Here is a 21822-nt window from a genome sequence, read left to right as displayed (position 1 = left end):
ATCTGAGATCAATTTTTTATATAAAATTTAACCCTGCTTTTATACATTACAAACTTAAGCATAAAGGGTTTACAATTAGACCTTTTTAACACTTAAAAGTCACCGGTATTATCGGAGAATAATAATAAAAATCTTTACCTAAACTTAATGATACATGCTCCTATATTGCACAGGATTAAGTTATTATTGCTGATTTTGATTATTTATATCGCCGTTTATACATAAATGCGCCTATGCTTCAGTTTTTCTTTTGATAAATGATAAATTGTCCATATTTTCAGCGCTTAAAACTTACATTACATTATGGCAAACCGAGGTGGATTTAGTAGTAAATTAGGTTTCATATTCGCAGCCGCGGGCTCTGCGGTGGGGCTGGGAAATATTTGGAAGTTTCCTTATGAAGCGGGACTTAACGGAGGAGCAGTATTCCTTATTATATACTTAATACTTACCGTGGTGGTTTGTTATCCTATAATGGTAGGTGAAATTGCCATTGGTAGAAGAGCGCAGGCAGATGCCTATGGATCTTATAAGAAATTAGGAGGAAAGAAGTGGGGGATTATTGGTCTTTTCGGTATTCTCTGCGGTGTAATGATTCTTTCTTTTTATAATGTAGTAGCAGGCTGGGCCTTTGGTTATTTCCTTGAGATCTCCTTCGGTAATCTTCTTCAGAATGGTAATTTCAGTGAGTTCTTCGGCGATTATGTAGCTGACATTACTGATAACTTTATATTTTCATTTTGCTTTATGATCATCACCGCCTTTATAGTTGTTAAAGGTGTACAAGGAGGAATTGAGCGTGCTTCAAAGATTTTGATGCCTGTATTATTCATCATCCTTATTGGGCTTATCATATATGCGGTAACATTGCCTAACGCTATGGAGGGGGTGAAGTATTATTTACTTCCTGACTTCAGTAACTTTAAAGGTGAGGCGCTTTATTCAGCACTTGGTCAGGCATTCTTCTCATTATCTTTAGGTATGGGTGCTTTGATTACTTATGGTTCTTACATCAGTAAGAATGACAATATCATTTCTTCTGCAGCCATGATCACGGTGATGGATGCCAGTGTAGCTTTCTTAGCTGGTCTGTTAATCTTCCCATTAATTTTCTCTCAAAACCTTGAGCCAACTGCTGGCCCAGGATTGGTATTCGTAGTATTACCGGGTGTGTTTGAAGCTATGGGGCCTCTAGTAGGTAGAATAATAGGAGGAGGATTCTTCTTATTACTATGCTTCGCTGCTTTAACTTCTACTATCAGCTTATTAGAAGTGCCAGTAGCTTATCTTGTAGATGAGAAAAAATGGCCAAGAAAGAGAGTGGTGTGGTTGCTAGCGCTTTTCGTTTTCTTAGTGGGTATACCAAGTATGCTGTCTCAAGGCGCTGTTGAGATATTCTCAAAGCTTGGATTCTACGGAGACAAAGACTTCTTAACTTTTGTGGCAGAAGTGTTTAGTGATATCAGTTTACCTCTTGGAGGATGCTTAATGTCTATCTTCATTGCGGTGAAGTGGCGTAAAGAAAACTTCAGTGATGAGATAGCACAAGGAAACCCTAAATACAAAGGGTCTTTCCTTGAGAAGTTTATCAATATTATGATTACAGTGATCTGCCCGTTTGTACTTGGCTTCCTGTTTATTAATACAGTGCTTGCCAAGTTCTTCGGAATAATGCTGATCTAGATAATAAAATCTTTAGCCTTAGTTTTGATATTCTCCCATTCTTCAAGAGTGGGAGGATTTCCCTTATCAAACATTTCTATCATCCAGTTTACTATCTCTTTTCTGAAAGCAAACTGATCCATAAGGTTCTCGCAAAAGGCAACTTCACTTTCTTCCACAATGCCATCAGCGTAGACCATGATAATCAAGTCATAAAGCTGATTCATTCTGTCTTCAAAGCCTTCAGGCACCTGAAATTCGATGGGTTTATTGCTTCTGATTAAGGAGGCAATCTGGCGATCTTTCAAGCCATATCGTTCTCCCATTACATAAAGCATCTTCTCTTCATCGGCATGCAGCTCACCATCGGCTTTGGCTAATGCGATAAGGTTTTTTAAGTGTGTCTTCTTATAAGACAGGTATTGATGTTCGAAAAAGCCAATCATTATTCAGAGGTTTAATTAAATAAATCAATATATCTAATTATCTGATAATTTCAATGGTTTAGTCAATTTTGTAAACGCGAGCTACATCGTTTCTATGTACCCTTGGATTAAGGATGTGTAAAAGCTGATCGAAATGAGAAGGATTTATTTCCTTTTCTAAGGTTAGCTTCTTTCCTGGAAACAAGGCATTGACCCGTTGTTTCCTCTGATCAAAATTATTTTCTCCCTTGAAAATAATATAATTGGGCTGCTTCTGCACGCTGTCCATTTCGAACTGGAGTCTTTCCGGGCTTTTGTCAGCACCAAAGTCAAATACTACTTTAAAGTTAGGGTCCAGGTATTTTTGATTAGCTTCAAATTCCTCCAAACCTAATAGGCCGGCATGTAGCTCATCATAATCTACACAGTTAGTACCCAGGTAGTATACAGGTACCTGTTTCACACCGCCACGCTCGCTTTCTACAATTACTGAGGTGACATCAGTTTTTTTAGAAAGGTAATGCAGAGGCTCTATACGATCTCGTTTAGTGAAAGTTAAGGCCATGGCCAGAGTAGCAATGATATTTATACCCCAAAAGAAATTCCAAAGGCCATTGTGTAACTTTGGGTGCTTGATCCAAAACTTAGAATGTTCCACAAAATTGGTCCATCCTATTGTTCCTATGATGATTAGAAATGGATACATAGGTAGGATAAATCGCTCTTGTTTATTAGGGAAAATAGAGTGAACTATAAAGAAAATTAGAATGCCCAGGTACATCATCGGCTCTATTTTTCTTCCCTTTATGTAGCCCCAGATGAGAAATACACTTACCGGAGGAACAAGAAATCCAAAGGTGGTAAGAAGAAATTTAAATGGCCCACCAGTGACATAATTGTAAGCGTTTTCGCTGTTGTAAGTGAAATAACCCACGATATACTGATATGGATAGTCAAAGAAAATCATATCAGGAATAGCTATCAATATAAAAGTGATGATTAGAAAGCCCGCAGTGAAAACTACACTTTCGAGCCACTTTTTCCTGAATAATAAAATGATCCCTAGTCCACCGGCAAAGAGGACACTGTGCATCCTGAAGGTAAATGCCAAACCGAATAAAGCTCCCGCACATAGATAGGGGAGTAGCTTTTTGCTTTCCGCTTTTTCTCTAAGAATGAGATAAAAACCAGCCAAAAGTGGAGGTACACATACTAATTCAGCCAAGAATTTCACGCTTAGATAAGGCATAAACCACAGTATGGTGAGTATCCAACCTACTTTAGCGGCATTCTTTTTATTGGAAATGAGATTCGTGATTTTATAAGCAAAGTAAACGGTTAGCAGTGAATAGAATGCGTGGAAAATTCTTAAGATGGTAGTTTTTGCAATTGAATCAGTAATGCCCAGGTGCTCTACTATCCAAATGATAATGGCATTAATACCTGCATAAGGCATACTGTGCATTGGCGGATGATCCATATTAACCCAGTGCGGAATGCCCTGAGCCCAGCTTTGAGCCACACGTGTCACGCAGAAGTGATCATCATGAAAGGCGTAACCCTCTGAAAAAAATGCCGCTAGTAGTCTTAAAAAGAGTGCTGCCAGTAAAATTGTTCTCAAAGGATGAGCTTGATAATACTGTTTGATAGAGTTATTCTTAAGATCTGCCAATCTGAAAAAATTTAGTGATCGGCAAAGCTAGTTTTTATATTGTTTGAAATCAAGGTTTAAGCGCATGCCCTATTTTAACAATGAAGTGAAAAGAGTCTCAAAGTTATTGACCGTTCTGTCAACCGAAAATTCCTGGGCGGTTTTAAAACCCTCAGATGCGAGAGAGGCCCTTAAGTCTTTATTATGATATACGGCTGTGAGCACTTCTGCCAGGTCCTGAATGTTTTCATCTTCAAAAAGAAGGCCGTTAATTCTATTATTAATCAAGTCGAGATTTCCTGCTAAGGCAGTGGCTATAACCGGTACTTTTAAAAACATGGCTTCTAATAAAGATTGAGAAAGGCCTTCGATTTTTGAGGGGAGCACCTTTACATCGAATATTTTATAGTATGGCAATATGTTCTCTGATGACACCATGCCCTCAAAGAATATGTCATGTTTTAGATTGTTTTCTCTTATAATCTTTTTGTATTCAGCGGTCTCTTCTATGCCAGCAAAGATCACTTTAGCCTTAAAATTCACATGTGCCAATGCTTGTAGAAGCTGCACTTGCTCTTTAGCACGGGCCACACATCCAATAACGAAATCACCGGGCTGAATATCGAACTTGGCTTTGAGTAGTTCAACCTCTTTTGGGTCAATGTTATTGTATTTTTGAGGAGGAGTGCCGTTGTAGATGACCTCTATATTCTTCTCTTTAATTCCTTTGGCCATCAATGATTTTTTAATACCATCACTCACGGCTACGATTTTATCCGTCCCGGTCTGATAAAATACATTCTGAATGCCTCCCACACTTCTGGAAACCTGCCTGCGCGTGTGTACTAATTTAACAGGCAGTTGGTATCTCCATCGGGCGAGGATAGAGGTATACCTATCCAGGCTGCTCTGAGCATTTATTACTTGAATGTTATGCTTCTTAACAGTTTCTTTAATTTGCTTCATGTTGTCTACATCGAAGCGGGAGTCAAAAGTCATAGGGATGAGCCCTACCTTGGAGTTGGAAAGGTTTTTATATAGCAAAGACTCCTTGCGGCAGCCCATAATCACGTTATGACCTTTCTCTGCAAGTCCCTGGGATAAATAGCTGATAGAGTTCGTAGAACCCGCAATATCGCCCTGGTAGGTGAGGAATAAGATGTTCATATCTGCATGTGGCTCTGTAAAAGAGACCGTTTCAATCATTCTTGATTGAAGATATGAAATCCTGTAAGCGGGTTTTAAAACTTAATATTAAGGAATAGGTAGTTCTATGTTAGGATTCTCTCAGTTCCCTGCGTAAAATTTTACCTACATTTGATTTTGGAAGTTCATCTCTAAACTCAATGTGTTTAGGGCGTTTATATCCCGTAAGGTTTTCATGGCAGAATTCCTTCAGTTCTTCTTCTGTCAATGAAGGATCGCTTTTCACTACAAAGATTTTCACTACTTCCGTAGACCTTTCATCAGGTACCCCCACAGCGGCTACCTCAGATACTTTAGGGTGATTAGCCACTACATTTTCTACTTCGTTCGGGTAAACGTTAAAGCCAGATACGTTGATCATATCTTTCTTACGGTCTACAATTTTAAAGAAGCCGTTTTCGTTCATGGTACCCATGTCTCCTGTTCTGAACCAGTTGCCTTCAAAGAAAACATTGTCATTACTCTTATTCCAGTAGCCAGACATTACCTGAGGACCTCTGGCACAGATTTCTCCTACTTCGCCATCGTTAAGTTTATTGCCCTCTTCATCAAAAACAGCCATTTCAGTGCTTGGTGTAGGTAAGCCAATTGTACCTAATTGATGAGTTCCGTCCAGCGGGTTTACTGATAAAACCGGTGAAGTCTCACTAAGTCCGTAACCCTCTACCAAAGGACCTCCAGTAACAGTCTCCCATTTTTTGGCTACGAAATCTTGTACGGCCATACCACCGCCTATACAGGTCTTTAATTGGCTGAAGTCTACCGTCTTGAAATCTTCCTGGTTAAGCAAACCATTGAAAAGAGTGTTAACGCCAGTCATTAAGGTGAACTTGTGTTTTTTAAGCTCCTTAATGAAGCCTTTCATGTCTCTTGGGTTGGTGATAAGTATGTTTTTAGCACCTATTTTAAACATGAAAATGCCATTTACTGAAAGTGCGAAAATATGATAAAGCGGAATGGCTGTGATCATAGTTTCGTGCTTGCCGTCTTCTAACAGTGGTGAGAACCAATGCGTTACTTGCACAGTATGCGCCAGGATATTACCATGTGAAAGCTGCGCTCCTTTAGAAACACCGGTGGTGCCTCCTGTATATTGTAAAAAGGCCAAGTCATCTTGCTTGAGCTCAGGAGCCGTGAAGCTGTGACTTTCGCCTATTGATAATGCTTTTTTGAAGGAAATGGCCTGAGGGATATTGTACTTAGGCACCATTTTCTTGATGTGCTTTACAGCAAAGTTTACCAGTTTACCCTTTAAGCCCCCCATGAGATCGCCTATTTCAGTGATCACTATGTTCTTTATGCCGGTGCTGGCTAATACTTTTTCCAGATTGCTGGCAAAGTTAGCCACAATAATCACCGCCTTTACATCAGCATCTTTAAACTGATGTTCCATTTCTCTTGGTGTGTAAAGAGGGTTGGTATTCACTACAATGATACCAGCTCGAAGAGCGCCTATTAATACTATAGGATATTGCAGTAGATTAGGCATTTGTATCGCTATTCTATCTCCTTTTTTTAGCTGGCAGTGGCCTTGAAGGAAGGCAGCGAATTTTTTTGATAAGTGATCCACTTCATCATAAGTGAGAGAAGCGCCCATGTTTTCATAAGCTTCCAGGTTTTTATATTTCTGAAACCCTTCTTCAAACATCTCTGCCAATGATTGATGCTTTAAAGGGGCTATTGTAGCAGGTATGCCTTTCGGGTAGCTTTTAATCCAAGGGAAGTCACTCATAATTAGAATAAGTTAAATACAATCGATTCCGAAAGTACCAAAAAATGAATAAATACCAGAGTATAAGCAAAATTAAATTCTTATAGAATCTCAATATTTCCAGACACTTATTTCTTATCTAATGATTTGATTAAGAATGGTGCAATTTCACTTAATGGTAATATATGCTCAGCCGCGTGAAGCCTGATGGCCTCTTTCGGCATGCCATATACACTGCAAGAATTTTCATCTTGCGCTATTGTCATGGCCCCAGCCTGCTTTAAAGCCAGGAGGCCTTGTGAGCCGTCTGTACCCATGCCGGTAAGTATTATTCCTACCGATTTGCTGGCGGCACATTCTGCCAATGAATAAAATAACACATCTACTGATGGTTTATGTCTATTGATGGCCTCTGCATCGTTTAGGCTTACGCTGAAATGCCTACCGGTGTTTATCACCGTCATATGCTGATTGCCTGGAGCTATTAGGGCCTGGCCTTTAAGTATAGGAGTGAGATCTTCTGCTTCTTTTACTGTAATCTGACAAATGCTATTTAAATGTTCTGCAAAAGAGCGGGTAAAAGCTTGAGGCATGTGCTGTACTATAACTATTCCAGGGCAATTGGGAGGCATATTTTGGAGTATGCTGGCCAGCGCCACTGTGCCACCGGTAGATGCACCGAAGGCGATCACTTGCTCAGAAGGTAAACTCTTCGCATCGTTCATGGATGACCTCTTGAAAGTGCTGTGACCTGTTAAGTTTTTCCGTCTTACCATGGCCTTGGAAGCCACTTTTACCAGATGTATAATATGCTGTTCTGTTTCGGTTTTGCTTTTAGCACCCAGCGTGTTTTTATCAATCACCTCTATAGCGCCGATTTCTAATGCTCTTATTGCATTTCCACTTCCTTTCTCAGTAAATCGAGATATAATTACCGTGGGGATGGGCCTTTGTGACATAATTTTGGAAAGAAAGGTAAGGCCATCCATGCGAGGCATCTCTATATCCAGTGTAATCACATCTGGGGGTTCTTTGCTAATCATTTCTGCAGCTATAAAAGGATCCGCGGCTGTGCCTATTACCTTGATCTGTCGATCCTTGCTAAGGATGTGACTCAGTGTTTGCCTCATCACCACGGAGTCATCTATGATCAGAACTTTTATTTTAGTATTTGGCATACAGGCTACATTTTTGGTCTACAGTATCAGGGTGCAAAAACATGATCAGGCTGTAATAGATAGATTGTCTGATCTTGTACTTCTGCTATTTCATTGGTGAAAGCAGCTTCGTATTTCCTGTTAGAGGAGCCTATTTCCTTGATTTGCTCCGGTCTTATGTCCAGCACCTCCTGCATATCATCTACAACCGCTCCTACTTTTTCATAGTGGTCATCCATAAGTATCTCCATGATGATGATTCGAGTATCTTCAGTGTCCTCAGCATAGTTGAGGCCCAGTTTATTCCTAATGTCAACGATGGGTACTACACTGCCTCGAAGATTTATAACACCTCTCATTTCAGGAGAAGACCGGGGCACTTTGGTAATGGTAGGCACCTCCAAAATTTCCGTAATCATTTTTGCCGGAGCACCAAAATTCTCCTGGCCAAGTGAAAACACCAGATAAAACTGAAAGACATTATCGTCTAAATCTATGTCTTGTAAATTAAATATTGTTTTCATTGATCAAAGCTTGAATTAACCGATTGATATCCAGAATTAAAGCTATGCCGCCATCTCCCAGAACAGAAGCGCCGCTAAACTCAGGCTGCGAGGCATAGTGCTTGCTCAACGGTTTTACCACCGTTTGAAACTGACCAATAATAAAATCTATGCTAATGGCAACTGCCCGTTGGTTGTAATTTAGCTTGATGACCTGAGTGATTTCTTCATCATATGGTTCTTCGTTGAAATAGGATCTTAAATGAAATAATTGTAGCGACATCCCATCAATGATCTGTTTCTGACTAATGGCCGAGGTAAGTTCGTTAGTTTTAATCTCCAGGCACTTGTCTACATAGGGCAGTGGAATGACATACCGATTCCCTGATATTTGTACTACCATGCCATCAATGATGGACAAAGTCAAAGGAAGTTTTATCGTTATGGTGGTGCCTATATTAACGGTAGATTCGATGTTGACTTCACCTTTTAATGATTCGATTTTTCGTTTCACCACATCCATGCCTACACCTCTGCCTGAAATGTCCGTGACTTCTTCGGCAGTGGAGAAGCCGGGGGTAAATATCATCTGCAGCACTTCTTGATCATTTTGATCTTTAGCGGCCTCTAATCCATTTTGCAAGGCCTTTTTTCTGACTTTTGCAGGATCTATACCCTTTCCGTCATCAATGATTTGTATGAAGACAAATGGACCGGAATGATAAGCTTTAAATTCAAGTGTGCCTTGAGCCGGTTTGCCTAGTTTTTCTCTTTCATTACCCTGCTCCAGACCATGATCCATGCTATTTCTGATCAAATGAAGAATAGGATCACTGATGCTCTCAATAATGGCTTTGTCCAGCTCAGTTTCAGAACCTGTAACTTTGAAATTCACTTCTTTCTCCAAGGTGTTGCTGAGATCCCTAACTAACCGTCTGAATCGGCTGATCATGGTTTCAACGGGCACCAGACACATGGAGAAGGTATTGTCTTTTAATCTCCGGGTTATTTTCTCGAAACTTTCTGACAGATCAATAAGATCAGCGGCTTTTAATTTTTCTGCTATGAGCGAAAGCTGAGCCTGAGTGGTGACCAGCTCGCTGGTAAGGTCCATGAGCTCATCCAGCTTGCTAGAAGGTACTCTTATGCTGCTTTCTAAAATTAATTTAGGCTGCCCGTTTGATTGGGGCTTTGGTTTCGTACGCTCGTTTATATAGGTTTTGGCTAGTTCTTCTATAGTTTCATAGCCATATATTTCAGCGTTAATCGGCTTACTGAGTAAAGATAATTTGAAACCGTCCAATTCAAGCAGGCTTCCCTCGCCAATGGTTTGAATGCTTAGCTCGCACTGATCCTGAGCAAAAATGAAAACGTCTTCTATTTCTGACTCTGGTTCGGAGGTTGCCAATATTATTTCAAAGTCAGTGAAGCAAAGCTCAGGATTCAGAGTGTCCCAGTAGGGTGCCTTGCTAAGTGATGGTAGCACTATACCAGTTCCCAGGCTAATCACATCATCTACCAGATACAGTGGATTAGTGCCATTTTGAAATATGGTAGATTTCGGCTGAATAAGGATGTAGTAAGTAGTAATTACAGAGGGTTCAGCATTTGGGATATATTCAGCTTCCAGTTCTTCTCCTATTAATACTTCAATTCGGGCATTTATCTTATCATGATTGGCCTTGTTTCTTGGGATTGATAGCTCCTGATCATGCAGAGTGGCTTTAATATGATCCAATGCTTCAAAAGTGATGTTTAGAATTTCTTTGGTGGGCGCTAGCCTGTGGTTTCTTATTTCATCATAAATACTTTCCAAATGATGTGTTACGGTACTTATGGTATTAAATCCAAACATGCTTCCACCGCCTTTTAAGGAATGTAGTATTCTGAATATTTCTTTTACATGCGCTTCATTATGCAGGTCTTGTTCCTGGGCAAGCAGAGCTTCTTCTAAATCAGTGATCAGCTCCTCAGCTTCAAGCAAAAAAGTCTTTTGGAGTTGATCCATAGTTTATCTGATTACTTTCTTCACTACCGCCAGTAACTTGTCATGTTCAAACGGCTTTACCAGCCAGCCTGTAGCACCCGCCGCTTTTGCTTCCTCTTTCTTTACGGCCTGAGACTCAGTGGATAATAGCAGAATGGGAACCTTGCTATAATTTTCATGAGATCTCACCTGTTTTATCAAGGATATACCATCAAGATTAGGCATGTTCAAGTCAGTGATAATCAGGTCGATATGTTGGCCATTTAGCTGTTCTATTGCCTTGTCTCCATCTGCAGCGATGATTACCTTATACCCGGCATTGCTCAGAGTAATATCAATGAGTACTCTTATGCTATTAGAATCATCTACTGCCAATATAGTTTTACTCATGGTTAAAGCCTTTTATAGTTCTATTAATGGTTTTAAACCTGTTACCTCAATGAGTTGAAGTTGCTCTTCAGCAATTTCTGAATTCAAGGACAGTTCAATATTTAAGGTTTTACAGTGCTCTGTAAAAGCCCAAAGTATCTGTAAAAAACTCAGGTCTATGATGTCAGAATTCTGGATACTCATTATTAAGGTTTCGTATTTTTCAAATTCGATTTTATCTAATTCTTGATGGATTTTCGTGGCATATGTAGAAGTTAAGGAGCCCGTAAAAAGAACCTGTAGACTTCTTGATTTAACATCCGGTTTTAGTTTTACTATTGCTTCCATATTAAAAAAGATCAACTGAAGAAGAGTCATCTTGAACGGTGCTCAGATAATCACTAATTCTATCTATTGTCACGGTATGGTCTTCCAGGTATAATTCCATCACTTTGCGTTCAGAAAAGGTAGAATATGTCTGCATGATAGCATTTTCTGCTGCAGTGACATCTATGAACTGCAGGTGCTCATATTTATTCTGAAGGATGAGATAATGAATTTTAAGATTATTTTGAAAAGAGCTGACCATGTCAATAAAATCACCTCTTATGCTGAAGCTATAGTCCAGCATAGAAAGATAGCGATTGACTATGTCCATCTTTTCCTTCAGCTCTTTGATAGCTACCCCCATTTGAAGAAGGTTGAGCTTAAACACTGAAAAACCAGACAACTTGTGAGACGACTCAATATTAAAAGGTGCTGCTTCACCTATTTTATTATGAATATCAATGACATGGCTTACTTTCTGATGAAGGAGATCAAAATATTGTAGTTCTCTAATAACGGCATGAACAGCTTTTTGATGTTCGGGGTGGGCGTAGGTAATTGAAGAGAAATTTCTAAGGTAGTTAGATATGTAATGAAATTCTGATTGGACAATGGCCGTAAGGTTTTTCAGAATATCATCTACCTTGCTCAGTTGCTTTTTAATTTCAATTGATTCTGTAGTCATATTTAAAATAAGCCTGAAGGCGGCTGATCACACTATGACAGCTTGGCCCAAATGATTCTATATTAATATAATCATTTGTGGGCGGATTTAAATGGTAGGCTACCTTGTTTTTTACGGCTTATGCTGATAAAATGACTTAAACAGTCAGAAGAATAGGGGGCAGGAATTGAATTTTATTATTCAAGGCAAAAAAAATCCCAACAATTGCTCAGCAATAGCCGATTATCTGTTGGGATCATTATGATTTAAATGCTATTATTTACTTTCTAAAAGTGCCGCTGCAGCCTCATCTGTATACCAAACCAGGTTTCCATGGTCTGGCTTAATAAGTTGAGAAGGCAGTTCCAGAGGATTATATTCTCCTTCAATAACATTCTTCAATGTTTCAGCTTTTCCTTCACCATAAACACCAAAGAAGATGTTCTTAGCCTGATTGATTAAAGGTGCTGTTAAAGTAATTCTATCAGAATTTAACTCCATATTATACCCACGATCTACCCATTTCTCCTTTTCATGGATCACTCCTGAGCCTGGGAATATACTGGCAGTATGCCCGTCGGCTCCCATGCCTAGTAAGATTAGATCAAATACGGGGTCACTATCTTTAAAATGGTTTTTCAGCTCTTTTTCGTATTCTTCCGCGCCTTGTCTGGGATGAACTTCACTGTTCATTCTATAAACATGGTCTAGAGGAATAGGAATGAAATCCAGAAAAGTGTCCCATGCCATTTTAGCATTATTATCTTCATGATCGAAGGGCACACATCTTTCATCACCCCAGAAAATGTAGGTTTTATCCCATGGGATTTCATCAACTAAAGGCTTTTCCTTCAGTAGATTATACAAAGGAATTGGTGAGCTACCACCGGTTAAGGCTATGGTAAATCTTCCGTTTTCCTTTACACTGTTTAAAGCAATTGTTTTTAAATCTTCGGCCATTGCTTCACTAGCCTCGATTTTATCTTTATAAACTTTAATCATATTCTATTTTTTAAAGTACGAGCCATGTTCTACCATCTCTTTCTAGTAGGTCATCGGCTTTTTTAGGTCCCCACGATCCTGCAGGATAGTTAGGGAAGTCTTCATCTTTGTTATTCTCCCAGTATTCTAAGATAGGCATCACTATTTTCCATGCAGCTTCTACCTGATCTGCTCTCATAAATAAGGTAGAGTCTCCTTGCATTACATCTAATAACAATGTTTCATAAGCTTCAGGTGTTGCTTCAGAGAAGGCATCATCATAGTCGAAGTTCATTTCTACATTATTCAGAGACATTTTAATGCCCGGTTTTTTGGCCTGCATACACAATTTTATGCCCATAGTAGGTTGGATGTGGATTACCAAGCGGTTAGGAATGGTGTTCGTAGCGTCACAAGGGAAAAGCTGATGAGACACCGGCTTAAACTGAATGGTGATGGACGTATTTTTCTCCGGCAGACTCTTTCCTGTTCTTAAATAGAATGGCACATCTTTCCATCTCCAGTTATCCAGATACACCTTCATGGCTGCATAGGTCTCTGTGTTAGATTTCTCATCAGTACCTTTAGCATCTCTATAACCTTCTATAGTCTCTCCGTCTACTTTACCGGCAGTATATTGTCCTCTTACGGCATTGTCTTTCACTTTTTCTTCCGAAGAAAACGGGCGAATGGCATTCAGTACATCCACTTTTCTGTTCTGAATCTCATCTGCATGATAGGTGATGGGTGGTTCCATGGCTATCATACACAAGAGCTGAAGTAAGTGGTTTTGGATCATATCTCTTAGGGCACCAGACTTATCATAGTAGTTTCCTCTGTGCTCTACACCTACCGTTTCAGATACGGTGATCTGTACATGATCTATGTAGTTTCTATTCCATAAAGGCTCAAAAATGGCATTGGCAAATCTGAAAGCCATGATGTTCTGAACGGTTTCCTTACCCAGATAATGATCGATTCTATAAATCTGACTTTCAAGGAAATGCCCACGAAGCTTTTTATTCAGGTGCTTGGCTGACTCATAGTCTCTACCAAAAGGTTTTTCTACCACTATTCGGCTGGTCTTCACATTGTTGGCAATACCAGAAGTATTGATGTTTTGAGCAATCGGCTCAATGAACTGCGGAGACACTGACAAATAGAAGATTCTGCTGGCAGAAGTATTCCATTTCTCATCGTAGCTATCCAGCTCTTTGGCCAGACCTTTATAAGCTTCAGGATCTGTAAAATCTGCCTTGTAATAAGTAATGCTTTCAGACAGCGTGTCCCAATCCCCATTACCCTTAAAGTCCTGTCTCGAGTGCTCACTAACGCCCTCCTTTAGGATTTCTCTCAGGTCATCCGTAGTTCTGTCATGGTGGCTAACACCTACCATGGCAAAATTATCGGGTAGCCAATGATCCAGCATAAGGTTATATAGTGCGGGTACCAACTTGCGCTGGCTAAGATCTCCCGAGGCACCGAAGATTACCAATACGGTAGGTCCTGGCTTTTTTATTGAATCAATCATCATGAGATTAATGAATTTTTTTAAGGGTCTTATTTATGATTATTTCCAAATAGTATGGAATACACCTTCTTTTCCTATTCTTTCATAAGTATGAGCACCGAAGAAGTCTCTTTGCGCCTGGATCAGGTTTAGAGGCAACCAGCTGCTTCTGTACAAATCAAAATATGATAATGAAGCCATGGTAGCAGGCATTGGAATCTTTGCATCCATTCCTAGCTTAATAGCTTCTCTAATATCTGTTTGGTAGCTGCTTAGTTTTTCTGCTAACCCACTGTTGATCATGATATTATCTAAAGACTCATTTTCAGTGAAGGCTTGTCTGAAATCTTCAAGCATAGTGGCTCTAATGATACATCCACCTCTCCAGATCTTAGCTACTTCGGCCATGTTTACTTCATAACCGTACTCTGCGCTGGCCTTTTTGATCATAGCAAACCCCTGAGCATAAGCTGTGATGTAGGCAAACTTCAGCATGTTTTCTACGTGCTTGATCACCGTTTGCTTATCAGCATCCATTTTATATTCTTCTACAGGGAATACCTTGCCAGCGGCCACACGCTCTTCTTTAATGGCAGAGATATCTCTTACCACTACAGCCATGTCAATGGTAGGAGCGGCAACTTGCAGATCCATTGCATTTTGAGAAGTCCATTTTCCTGTGCCTTTAGATCTAGCTCTGTCTAGAATATTATTAAGAATAAGTGCTTCGCCATCGTCATCTTTCTTAGCGAAGATGTCAGCGGTGATTTCCATAAGGAATGAATTTAATTCACCTTCATTCCATTCAGAGTAAAGCTTTTGTAGCTCACCATCCGTAAGGCCTACGCCTTTCTTTAACAGGTGGTATGACTCTGAAATTAACTGCATAAGTGCATACTCAATGCCGTTATGCACCATTTTTACATAGTTACCAGCACTTTTATGACCTATGAAAGTAACACACGGCTCACCATTTACTTTGGCCGCCGCAGCTTCTAAAATAGGTTTGATCATGTCATAGGAATCAGCGCTGCCACCAGGCATAATACTAGGTCCTCTTCTGGCTCCCTCTTCACCACCGGAAATACCCACACCCATGTAATGGATGCCTTTCTCAGTAAGTGCAGCATATCTTCTGTCCGTGTCTGGGAAGTAAGAGTTACCTCCGTCCATAAGAAGATCACCTTCAGATAGGAGCGGAGTAAGCTCGGCTATCACAGAGTCTACAGGTGCACCTGCCGGTACCAGCATCATTATCTTTCTAGGAGATTTTAATGATGAGATAAATTCTTCTGCACTGGTAGTAGCTTTTACATGTTCTTTTTCAGACTCAGCCGTTAAAGATGAAACCTTTTCAGGGTCTTTGTCTAAACCTATAACGCTGTAGCCGCTATCGGCAATGTTTAATAATAGGTTTCTACCCATTACCCCAAGACCTACCATTCCGAAGTCATAACCTGTGTCGCTCATTTTTTTAAATTGTTTTCTTCTGTTTGAATTAATTTTTGTAATCTTCGCTCAAACCTACCTTCTCCAATATATTTAGCCTTTAGAAAGGCATTTACTATCTCAGTAACCAAAGCTGTACCCAACACCCGGCCGCCCAGGCATAAAATGTTCATATCATCATGCTCTACACCCTGATGTGCAGAATACGTTTCTGTGATCAGAGCGGCTCTTACACCAGTAAATTTATTAGCTACAATAGATGCGCCTACGCCACTACCACAAATGGCTATGCCTTTGTCAATTTTTCCTGAAGACATGGCCTCTGCCAAAGGGATAATTTTATCAGGATAGTCGTCATCTTTATCATAGGAGGAAGCTCCAAAATCTATAATTTCATATAGAGAGGCGTCTAGCAGGGATGTTTTTAGTTCTTCTTTGAGGTCATACCCTCCGTGGTCTGCTGCTAGTCCTATTTTTAACATAGCGGGTGTTAATTGGTGCTAAGTTTTATACACCTCAAAGTAAGGAAAGGTTTTAAAAATATGTACCACATACGCAGATAATTATCATATAAATTTTTATAGGAGGTTTATTTGTGAAATTTATAATATCCGCAATGTTTAAGGCAGGTTAGGAGCCCGCCTTTCTTTTAATAATGCTTAGTGATTTTCTGGTAAAATAGTATTGGTGAAAGCGTTACGCCACCACCAATTCCTTATTATACTTATTCTTATACCCCAAAGGAGTAACTCCGGTGAATCTTCTGAATACTTCTCTGAAGGCTTTGGTGTCATTGTAGCCCACATCGTACATCACCTCGTTAATGGTCTTTCTGCTGCTTTCCAGCTCTTTTTTAGCGGCTTCTACCTTCACACGCTGCATGTATTCTACTACTGTATTTCCTGTGGCTTTCTTGAATCTGCGTTCAAAACTTCTTCTCCCTACACCTACCATGTCGGCCAGGTCACTTACCTGCATTTTCTCGGTGTAGTTCTCTTCAATATGATTTTGAGCTTTAATAACCTGATCATCAGAATGTTCTTTAAGTCCTTTGAAGATGATGAAGGGCGCCTGGCTATCTCTGTCAAAGTCTATTTCAAAGATCTTTGAGGATAAAATGGCCATTTCTCTGCCGGCAAATTTCTCTATCAAATATAGATTAAGGTTGAGTGAAGAATATGCGCCTCCGCTGGTGTAGGTGCCTTTTTCATCTGTAATCACCTTGTCATCTACCAGATTCACTTCTGGGTATCGGCTTCTAAACTCATCGGCCATGAGCCAGTGGGTAGAGCAGCATTTGTTCTTAAGCACCCCTGTTTTAGCCAATAAAAAGGCACCTATGCATAGGCTGGCCACTTCGGAACCATTTTCATAATGATTTTTTATCCAGGGGATGAAGTCCGCATTGGCCTTTAATATTTCATCTACGTCTCCGTGAATGGCGGGCACTATAATCATGTCTGTATGGCGCACTTCATGGATGGTGACATCTGGTGTTACACTAAAAAAGCCATTGCTGGCATAGCTTTCCATGGTAAGGCCTACCAAATGAAGATCAAAAAGAGGTTGCTTTCCTTCGCGCTCCAGCTGAGCGTTGGTCATGGTAAACATTTTAAAGGTGGCTTCCAGATTACTAAAGCTGGTATCGCCTTGCGGTATGATCAGAGATATGTGTTTCATAATTTAAGTGAGTTTCATAGTATCAAAAATAGCATCCCTTACGGTCGTGATCAACCCCATAGATAGACGGGTTTGCACCATGCATGAAATAATTATAGATACAAACTTTGTATATGATCACTTCAAATACCAAAAACATAGTATCTCAATTTAAAGAATCTACAAGCCAACTGATGGCTCGTATTGAAAAATTGAGCGAGAAGCAACTGAACCTCAAGCCGTTTGAGGGTAGCTGGTCCGTAGCCCAGGTGGCCGACCATTTATACCGATCTTATAATCTGGCAGACGGAATTAAAGTTCCGGGAGAGAAATGTACAAGAGATCCTGAACAGTTTGTGCCAGACATCCATAGTGATTTCCTTGATTTTACTGTAAAATATGAATCTCCTTCAATGCTTTTGCCATCCGAAGGTTTTATTAAAAAGGAAAAACTCTTGGCAGATTTAAATGAACGACTGGCTAAAATGGAGGAGGCTCTGAGTACTACAGACCTTGAAGAGATATGTGTAGTGGATCATCCTGGCTATGGAGAGCTGACCAAATACGAATGGATAGATTTTATGGTTTGCCATACCAAACGCCATCTACACCAAATAGAGCATATAGAAACTTACATTAACTAACCGCTTATGGTAGAAGTTTACAAAACCAATTTAACTAACAAGAATAAAGCAGATGCTTTAATCACGCTCATGGAAGATCTTTTTCCTGAATTTGAAGTCAACTTTGATCTTGACGACTGCGACAATATTTTGAGGGTAAAAAGTTCGGTCTGGATTGATAATAGCAAGGTAATATCCCTTTTAAGAGAACAGCAGGTAGTGGCTGAACCGCTACCTGATGATGTATTTAGTTTACCCATGTTCATCTTATGATACCTAATAATATACAAGCAATCGAAGAGCCGCTTCACTTGGGGTGTCTGGTAAAAAAGTATGCCATTCCGGGGAAGATGGATTTAACCAGTCAGTGGATTGAGTTTCTTCGCTATTTCCCTAAGCTCAAGTCTGGTAATCTCAGCATGACTTATGGCGTGTGCTGGCATATCAGCGACGATGAAATGGAGTACTGGGCTGCCACTAAAGTTAATCCTGCTGATCAGCTACCTTCAGAATTTGAGCACAGAAGCCTGAAAGCTCATGAATATGGAGTTTTTCTGCACGAAGGTCATGTTAGTGAGTTGAGTAATACGGTAGATGCTATATTCAAAGGCTGGGATGAAGCATATGAATATCAGCCAGATTTTAATAATCGATTCTTTTTTGAAAAATATGGACCATCCTTTGAGCCACAAACAGGTCTTGGCGGGGTTGAAGTGTGGGTGCCAGTAATAAAACAATGATGAAAATAAATAATAAAGTAAAACTGATCCGAACCTATAACGAGTGCTTCATTACCAACGATTTTGATAAAATTTTAAGCCTGGTTACTGATGATGTTGAATGGGAGGTAATAGGAGACAGGCATTTGAAAGGTAAGGAAAAAATGAAGGAGTTTTTATATAGTATGCCTACCGATATGGAATCATCCTTAAAGCTGGATCATATTCTTACTCATGGTTATGAGGCCACTTGTAATGGAAAGGTGTCATACGTGAACAGTAAAGGCGAAAAGGGTGAAGTGCATTTCTGCGATGTCTTTACTTTTAAAGGGCTTAAGGACCCCAGGATTAGCAAAATGACCTCTTATATTATAGAAGTTAAACACTAAGCTTATGATATCTACATCTAAAATATTCTCAAGTTTTTCGGTAGACGATCTGGCAGCAGCCAGACAGTTCTATGAAAAGGTATTGGGTTTTAAAGTAAAAGACAGCGCCATGGGCCCTATTCATCTTCAGGCCGATGGAATTAACCCGATTGTGGTGTATCCCAAACCTAATCATCAACCGGCTACTTTCACTGTGATGAACCTTCCTGTAGATGATATTGATAGTGCGGTGGACGAACTTATAGCCAAAGGAGTGGTATTTGAAAAATATGATGAACCCATAAAGACCGATGCCAAAGGAATATGCCGGGACGAAAAAGGCCCTTATATAGCCTGGTTTAAAGATCCTGCAGGTAATATTTTATCGGTTTTGCAGGAGCGATAGGAAATTTATGTACGGGTTAATAAAAAAGTACGACTAAGGTTGGATGGATATCCGTTTATTTATAGTTTTGCAGACCTAATTAGAAATGGCGCTGTGGCCGAGCGGCTAGGCAGAGGTCTGCAAAACCTTGTACAGCGGTTCGAATCCGCTCAGCGCCTCTAAAAAAGAAAGCCCTGAATTTTCAGGGCTTTTTTTGTTTACTGCCGTTTTTAATATTTTAAACGATAGAATAGGCTCTAAAAGGCAACTCCATAATATCAGCTTCAGAAACTCCTATTGTTTCTTGTATATAATCCCAAACTTTCTCGAACACCTCATCGCCTTCTTCAATAAAGCCTTCACCGTACTCTTCTGCTACTTCACCGTCAGTTAAAATGAGTTTTCTGGTAAGCTCACCGTTATTGTACATTTCAAAATAGTGCGTATCAGATACGTCAGACACAATGAACTGAATGAACTCTCCACTACTTGGGATATTCTGAGCCAGCTGACCGAAATTTGGGAAGATGATAGACCCTTTGTCATTCGAATAAATGTAAAACTGACCATCTTCTCTAAAGCTTGCCGTTGCTTCTTCATAAGCAGGAGCTTCGCTTTCCAGATCTGAAAGCTGTACACCGCAGAGGCTTTCCAGGTCTTCTTTGCTTTGTATTGAAGCATTAGTGGCGTAACCTGTAATGTTATATCCCATATCTTATTTTTAGTTTATTTATGTTCAAATTATAGAAGAATGCCTAACAGCATTCCTTATCCGTATTCAAAAATCTACATAGCAAGATGGCCAGCGATGCACCTATTACAGGAGCAAGAATATACACCCAGAAATGCTGTAGCTGTCCTGAGGCCAGTGCCGGGGCTAGGGATCGAGCAGGGTTCATGGAAGCCCCTGTTATTGGTCCGGCAAACATAGCTTCAAGAAGTACTGTGGCTCCAATGGCCATCCCAGCCAGATTTCCAATTTCTTTTGAGCCGGTAGATACGTGCATGATCACCAGCATGAGAAAGAAGGTAAGAATAATTTCTATTACAAAAGTTTGCCATATATCTCCAGAAGGTAGCGTAGCACCCAAAGTGATGTGGCTGGGAAAGAGCATTTTCAGCGTAAAGCTGGCGGCAAGTGCACCTACAAGTTGCGCAATGATATAGGGCAAAACCTGCTTCCCGGAAAATCTCTTTGCAAACCAAAAGGCAATGGTAACGGCCGGATTCATATGAGCTCCTGAAATTTCACCAAAAGTATAGATCATGGCCATTACAATAAGGCCAAAGGTGATCGCTATGCCCGGATGGGTAATACTCCCTCCGGAAACATCGTTAATCACAATAGCGCCAGTACCGCAGAATACCAGGCCATAAGTGCCTATCAGCTCAGATATATATTTTTTCATGGTTAAGGTGAAAAATGCTGAAGGCAAATAAGAGGTTTTTAACTCAATAAAAATAATTTGAATGATAACTTCGACATGGATTGTCAGAAGGCGGACGCAAGAAAAGTTTTAAATACTAGGTGCTGGTAATTGAAATTTATTGGTTATCAAAGCTTTGTCTAAATTGAAGAGGCGTTAGCTCGGTTTTGGCTTTGAATAGTTTGCTAAATGATTGAGGGTGCTCAAAACCGAGTTGGTAGGCTATTTCCGATACAGATAATGAAGTTGAGCCAAGCAAATCTTTGGAGTGCTCAATTATCTTATTTTGAATGTATTGCTGAGTATTAATACCTGTGAGTTGTCTTAGCATGTCACTTAAATAACGCTGAGAAACACCAAGCTTATGGCTAATTTCTTGTACAGATGGTAATCCGCTTTGCAGGGCTTTGTTTCCATTATAATATTCTACAAGCAGTTGATCTAAAGAGGCAATGGTCTCATTATTAATGACTTTTCTTGTGATAAACTGTCGATTGTAGAACCTGTTGCTATAATTAAGTAGTAGCTCCAGAGATGAAACTAACACATCCTGACTGAATTGATCAATGTTGTTTTGAAGCTCTCTTTCTATTGATTTGAATAAATTGCTGATAATGGTCTTCTCATGATCTGAGAGGTGTAGTGCTTCAGCCACATCATAGGAGAAAAAACCATATTGATGAATTGTTTTTCCTAGTTGATGATGCCTAATAAAATCCGGGTGGAAGTAGATCACCTTGCCCTGATAACTGTCTTCGTTTTCAGGAGCAATTACCACCTGCTTAGGTTTCAAAAATGCAAGTCCACCAGCTTTGAAATCATAATAGCCCTGACCATATTTTACCTGTCCGAAGAACGAATCTTTAAAGGAGATTTTATAAAAGTCGAGTGTTATTTTAGCTCCCATTTTTATGTTTCGCACGGTCGCTTGATCATAATCAACCAGAGCAATAAGCGGATGGCGAGGCCCGGCTTCTCCCAGGTCATAGAGTAAATCAGATATGTTAGTATAATGAATGATATCCTGATCCATTACCGT

24 protein-coding genes and 1 tRNA gene are annotated in these 21822 nt (G+C 39.9%); 7 read left to right on the top strand and 18 right to left on the bottom strand.

The window, feature by feature from the left end:
• Nucleotides 1-303 precede the first annotated feature (303 nt).
• Entirely contained in the window at nucleotides 304-1683 is a 1380-nt protein-coding gene (locus LVD16_RS23315) for a sodium-dependent transporter (RefSeq protein WP_233770707.1), read from the top strand.
• On the opposite strand, the gene LVD16_RS23310 is transcribed toward LVD16_RS23315, so the two are convergent.
• From LVD16_RS23310 to LVD16_RS23240, 15 genes are all read right to left on the bottom strand, one after another.
• Nucleotides 1680-2108, bottom strand: coding sequence for a tellurite resistance TerB family protein (locus LVD16_RS23310; RefSeq protein WP_233770706.1), 429 nt, complete (start codon nucleotides 2106-2108; stop codon nucleotides 1680-1682). The genes LVD16_RS23315 and LVD16_RS23310 overlap by 4 nt on opposite strands.
• 58 nt (nucleotides 2109-2166) lie before the next feature.
• Entirely contained in the window at nucleotides 2167-3759 is a 1593-nt protein-coding gene (locus LVD16_RS23305) for a glycosyltransferase family 39 protein (protein ID WP_233770705.1), read from the bottom strand.
• A 69-nt stretch (nucleotides 3760-3828) separates the two neighbouring features.
• The gene (locus tag LVD16_RS23300; RefSeq protein ID WP_233770704.1) at nucleotides 3829-4944 is read right to left on the bottom strand and encodes a glycosyltransferase family 4 protein; all 1116 of its coding nucleotides are present in this window, start codon (nucleotides 4942-4944) and stop codon (nucleotides 3829-3831) included.
• A gap of 70 nt (nucleotides 4945-5014) precedes the next feature.
• The gene (locus tag LVD16_RS23295) at nucleotides 5015-6676 is read right to left on the bottom strand and encodes an AMP-binding protein (RefSeq protein WP_233770703.1); all 1662 of its coding nucleotides are present in this window, start codon (nucleotides 6674-6676) and stop codon (nucleotides 5015-5017) included.
• A gap of 107 nt (nucleotides 6677-6783) precedes the next feature.
• Nucleotides 6784-7833 carry a protein-glutamate methylesterase/protein-glutamine glutaminase gene (locus LVD16_RS23290; protein WP_233770702.1) on the bottom strand — a complete coding sequence of 350 codons (1050 nt, stop codon included), beginning with the start codon at nucleotides 7831-7833 and terminating at the stop codon, nucleotides 6784-6786.
• A gap of 26 nt (nucleotides 7834-7859) precedes the next feature.
• Nucleotides 7860-8336, bottom strand: a complete 477-nt coding sequence (locus LVD16_RS23285) for a chemotaxis protein CheW (RefSeq protein ID WP_233770701.1) — start codon at nucleotides 8334-8336, stop codon at nucleotides 7860-7862.
• Nucleotides 8320-10323 (bottom strand): chemotaxis protein CheA, encoded by a 2004-nt coding sequence (locus LVD16_RS23280; RefSeq protein WP_233770700.1) that lies wholly within the window; start codon nucleotides 10321-10323, stop codon nucleotides 8320-8322. Before LVD16_RS23280 ends, LVD16_RS23285 begins: the two co-directional genes overlap by 17 nt.
• A 3-nt stretch (nucleotides 10324-10326) precedes the next feature.
• A complete protein-coding gene (locus tag LVD16_RS23275; protein WP_233770699.1) occupies nucleotides 10327-10692 on the bottom strand; it encodes a response regulator in 366 nt (121 codons plus the stop codon).
• Nucleotides 10693-10704: 12 nt separating this feature from the next.
• Nucleotides 10705-11019 (bottom strand): hypothetical protein, encoded by a 315-nt coding sequence (locus LVD16_RS23270; RefSeq protein WP_233770698.1) that lies wholly within the window; start codon nucleotides 11017-11019, stop codon nucleotides 10705-10707.
• A 1-nt stretch (nucleotide 11020) separates the two neighbouring features.
• Nucleotides 11021-11683 (bottom strand): hypothetical protein, encoded by a 663-nt coding sequence (locus tag LVD16_RS23265; RefSeq protein ID WP_233770697.1) that lies wholly within the window; start codon nucleotides 11681-11683, stop codon nucleotides 11021-11023.
• Nucleotides 11684-11938: 255 nt separating this feature from the next.
• Nucleotides 11939-12664, bottom strand: a complete 726-nt coding sequence (gene pgl, locus LVD16_RS23260) for a 6-phosphogluconolactonase (protein WP_233770696.1) — start codon at nucleotides 12662-12664, stop codon at nucleotides 11939-11941.
• 10 nt (nucleotides 12665-12674) lie between these two features.
• Nucleotides 12675-14177, bottom strand: a complete 1503-nt coding sequence (gene zwf / locus LVD16_RS23255) for a glucose-6-phosphate dehydrogenase (RefSeq protein WP_233770695.1) — start codon at nucleotides 14175-14177, stop codon at nucleotides 12675-12677.
• Between the two features lie 36 nt (nucleotides 14178-14213).
• The gene (gnd, locus tag LVD16_RS23250; protein ID WP_233770694.1) at nucleotides 14214-15623 is read right to left on the bottom strand and encodes an NADP-dependent phosphogluconate dehydrogenase; all 1410 of its coding nucleotides are present in this window, start codon (nucleotides 15621-15623) and stop codon (nucleotides 14214-14216) included.
• Nucleotides 15620-16084, bottom strand: coding sequence for an RpiB/LacA/LacB family sugar-phosphate isomerase (locus tag LVD16_RS23245; RefSeq protein ID WP_233770693.1), 465 nt, complete (start codon nucleotides 16082-16084; stop codon nucleotides 15620-15622). Before LVD16_RS23245 ends, gnd begins: the two co-directional genes overlap by 4 nt.
• A 214-nt stretch (nucleotides 16085-16298) precedes the next feature.
• Entirely contained in the window at nucleotides 16299-17282 is a 984-nt protein-coding gene (locus LVD16_RS23240) for a GlxA family transcriptional regulator (RefSeq protein WP_233770692.1), read from the bottom strand.
• 113 nt (nucleotides 17283-17395) lie between these two features.
• On the opposite strand from LVD16_RS23240, the gene LVD16_RS23235 reads away from it, so the two are divergent.
• The 6 genes from LVD16_RS23235 to LVD16_RS23210 all read left to right on the top strand — a co-directional run bounded on the left by LVD16_RS23235 (nucleotide 17396) and on the right by LVD16_RS23210 (nucleotide 19535).
• Nucleotides 17396-17905 carry a DinB family protein gene (locus tag LVD16_RS23235; RefSeq protein WP_233770691.1) on the top strand — a complete coding sequence of 170 codons (510 nt, stop codon included), beginning with the start codon at nucleotides 17396-17398 and terminating at the stop codon, nucleotides 17903-17905.
• Nucleotides 17906-17911: 6 nt separating this feature from the next.
• Nucleotides 17912-18157: a hypothetical protein gene (locus LVD16_RS23230; RefSeq protein ID WP_233770690.1), complete on the top strand. Its 246-nt coding sequence runs from the start codon at nucleotides 17912-17914 to the stop codon at nucleotides 18155-18157.
• Nucleotides 18154-18624 (top strand): GyrI-like domain-containing protein, encoded by a 471-nt coding sequence (locus LVD16_RS23225; RefSeq protein WP_233770689.1) that lies wholly within the window; start codon nucleotides 18154-18156, stop codon nucleotides 18622-18624. The genes LVD16_RS23230 and LVD16_RS23225 overlap by 4 nt, the downstream gene beginning before the upstream one ends.
• On the top strand, nucleotides 18621-18992 hold the full coding sequence (locus LVD16_RS23220) for a nuclear transport factor 2 family protein (protein ID WP_233770688.1): 372 nt from the start codon (nucleotides 18621-18623) through the stop codon (nucleotides 18990-18992). The genes LVD16_RS23225 and LVD16_RS23220 overlap by 4 nt, the downstream gene beginning before the upstream one ends.
• 4 nt (nucleotides 18993-18996) lie before the next feature.
• The gene (locus LVD16_RS23215; protein ID WP_233770687.1) at nucleotides 18997-19377 is read left to right on the top strand and encodes a VOC family protein; all 381 of its coding nucleotides are present in this window, start codon (nucleotides 18997-18999) and stop codon (nucleotides 19375-19377) included.
• An 87-nt stretch (nucleotides 19378-19464) separates the two neighbouring features.
• A tRNA-Cys gene (locus tag LVD16_RS23210) sits at nucleotides 19465-19535 on the top strand.
• 59 nt (nucleotides 19536-19594) lie between these two features.
• Here LVD16_RS23210 and LVD16_RS23205 read toward each other — a convergent pair.
• The 3 genes from LVD16_RS23205 to LVD16_RS23195 form a co-directional block, all read right to left on the bottom strand.
• On the bottom strand, nucleotides 19595-20068 hold the full coding sequence (locus LVD16_RS23205) for a hypothetical protein (protein ID WP_233770686.1): 474 nt from the start codon (nucleotides 20066-20068) through the stop codon (nucleotides 19595-19597).
• Nucleotides 20069-20111: 43 nt separating this feature from the next.
• Nucleotides 20112-20765, bottom strand: a complete 654-nt coding sequence (locus LVD16_RS23200; RefSeq protein WP_233770685.1) for an MIP/aquaporin family protein — start codon at nucleotides 20763-20765, stop codon at nucleotides 20112-20114.
• Nucleotides 20766-20901: 136 nt separating this feature from the next.
• On the bottom strand, nucleotides 20902-21816 hold the full coding sequence (locus LVD16_RS23195) for a helix-turn-helix domain-containing protein (RefSeq protein ID WP_233770684.1): 915 nt from the start codon (nucleotides 21814-21816) through the stop codon (nucleotides 20902-20904).
• Nucleotides 21817-21822 lie beyond the last annotated feature (6 nt).

Source organism: Fulvivirga ligni (genome assembly GCF_021389935.1).
GTDB classification, from domain to species: Bacteria; Bacteroidota; Bacteroidia; order Cytophagales; family Cyclobacteriaceae; genus Fulvivirga; species Fulvivirga ligni.
This window is presented reverse-complemented; position numbering and strand designations above follow the sequence as displayed.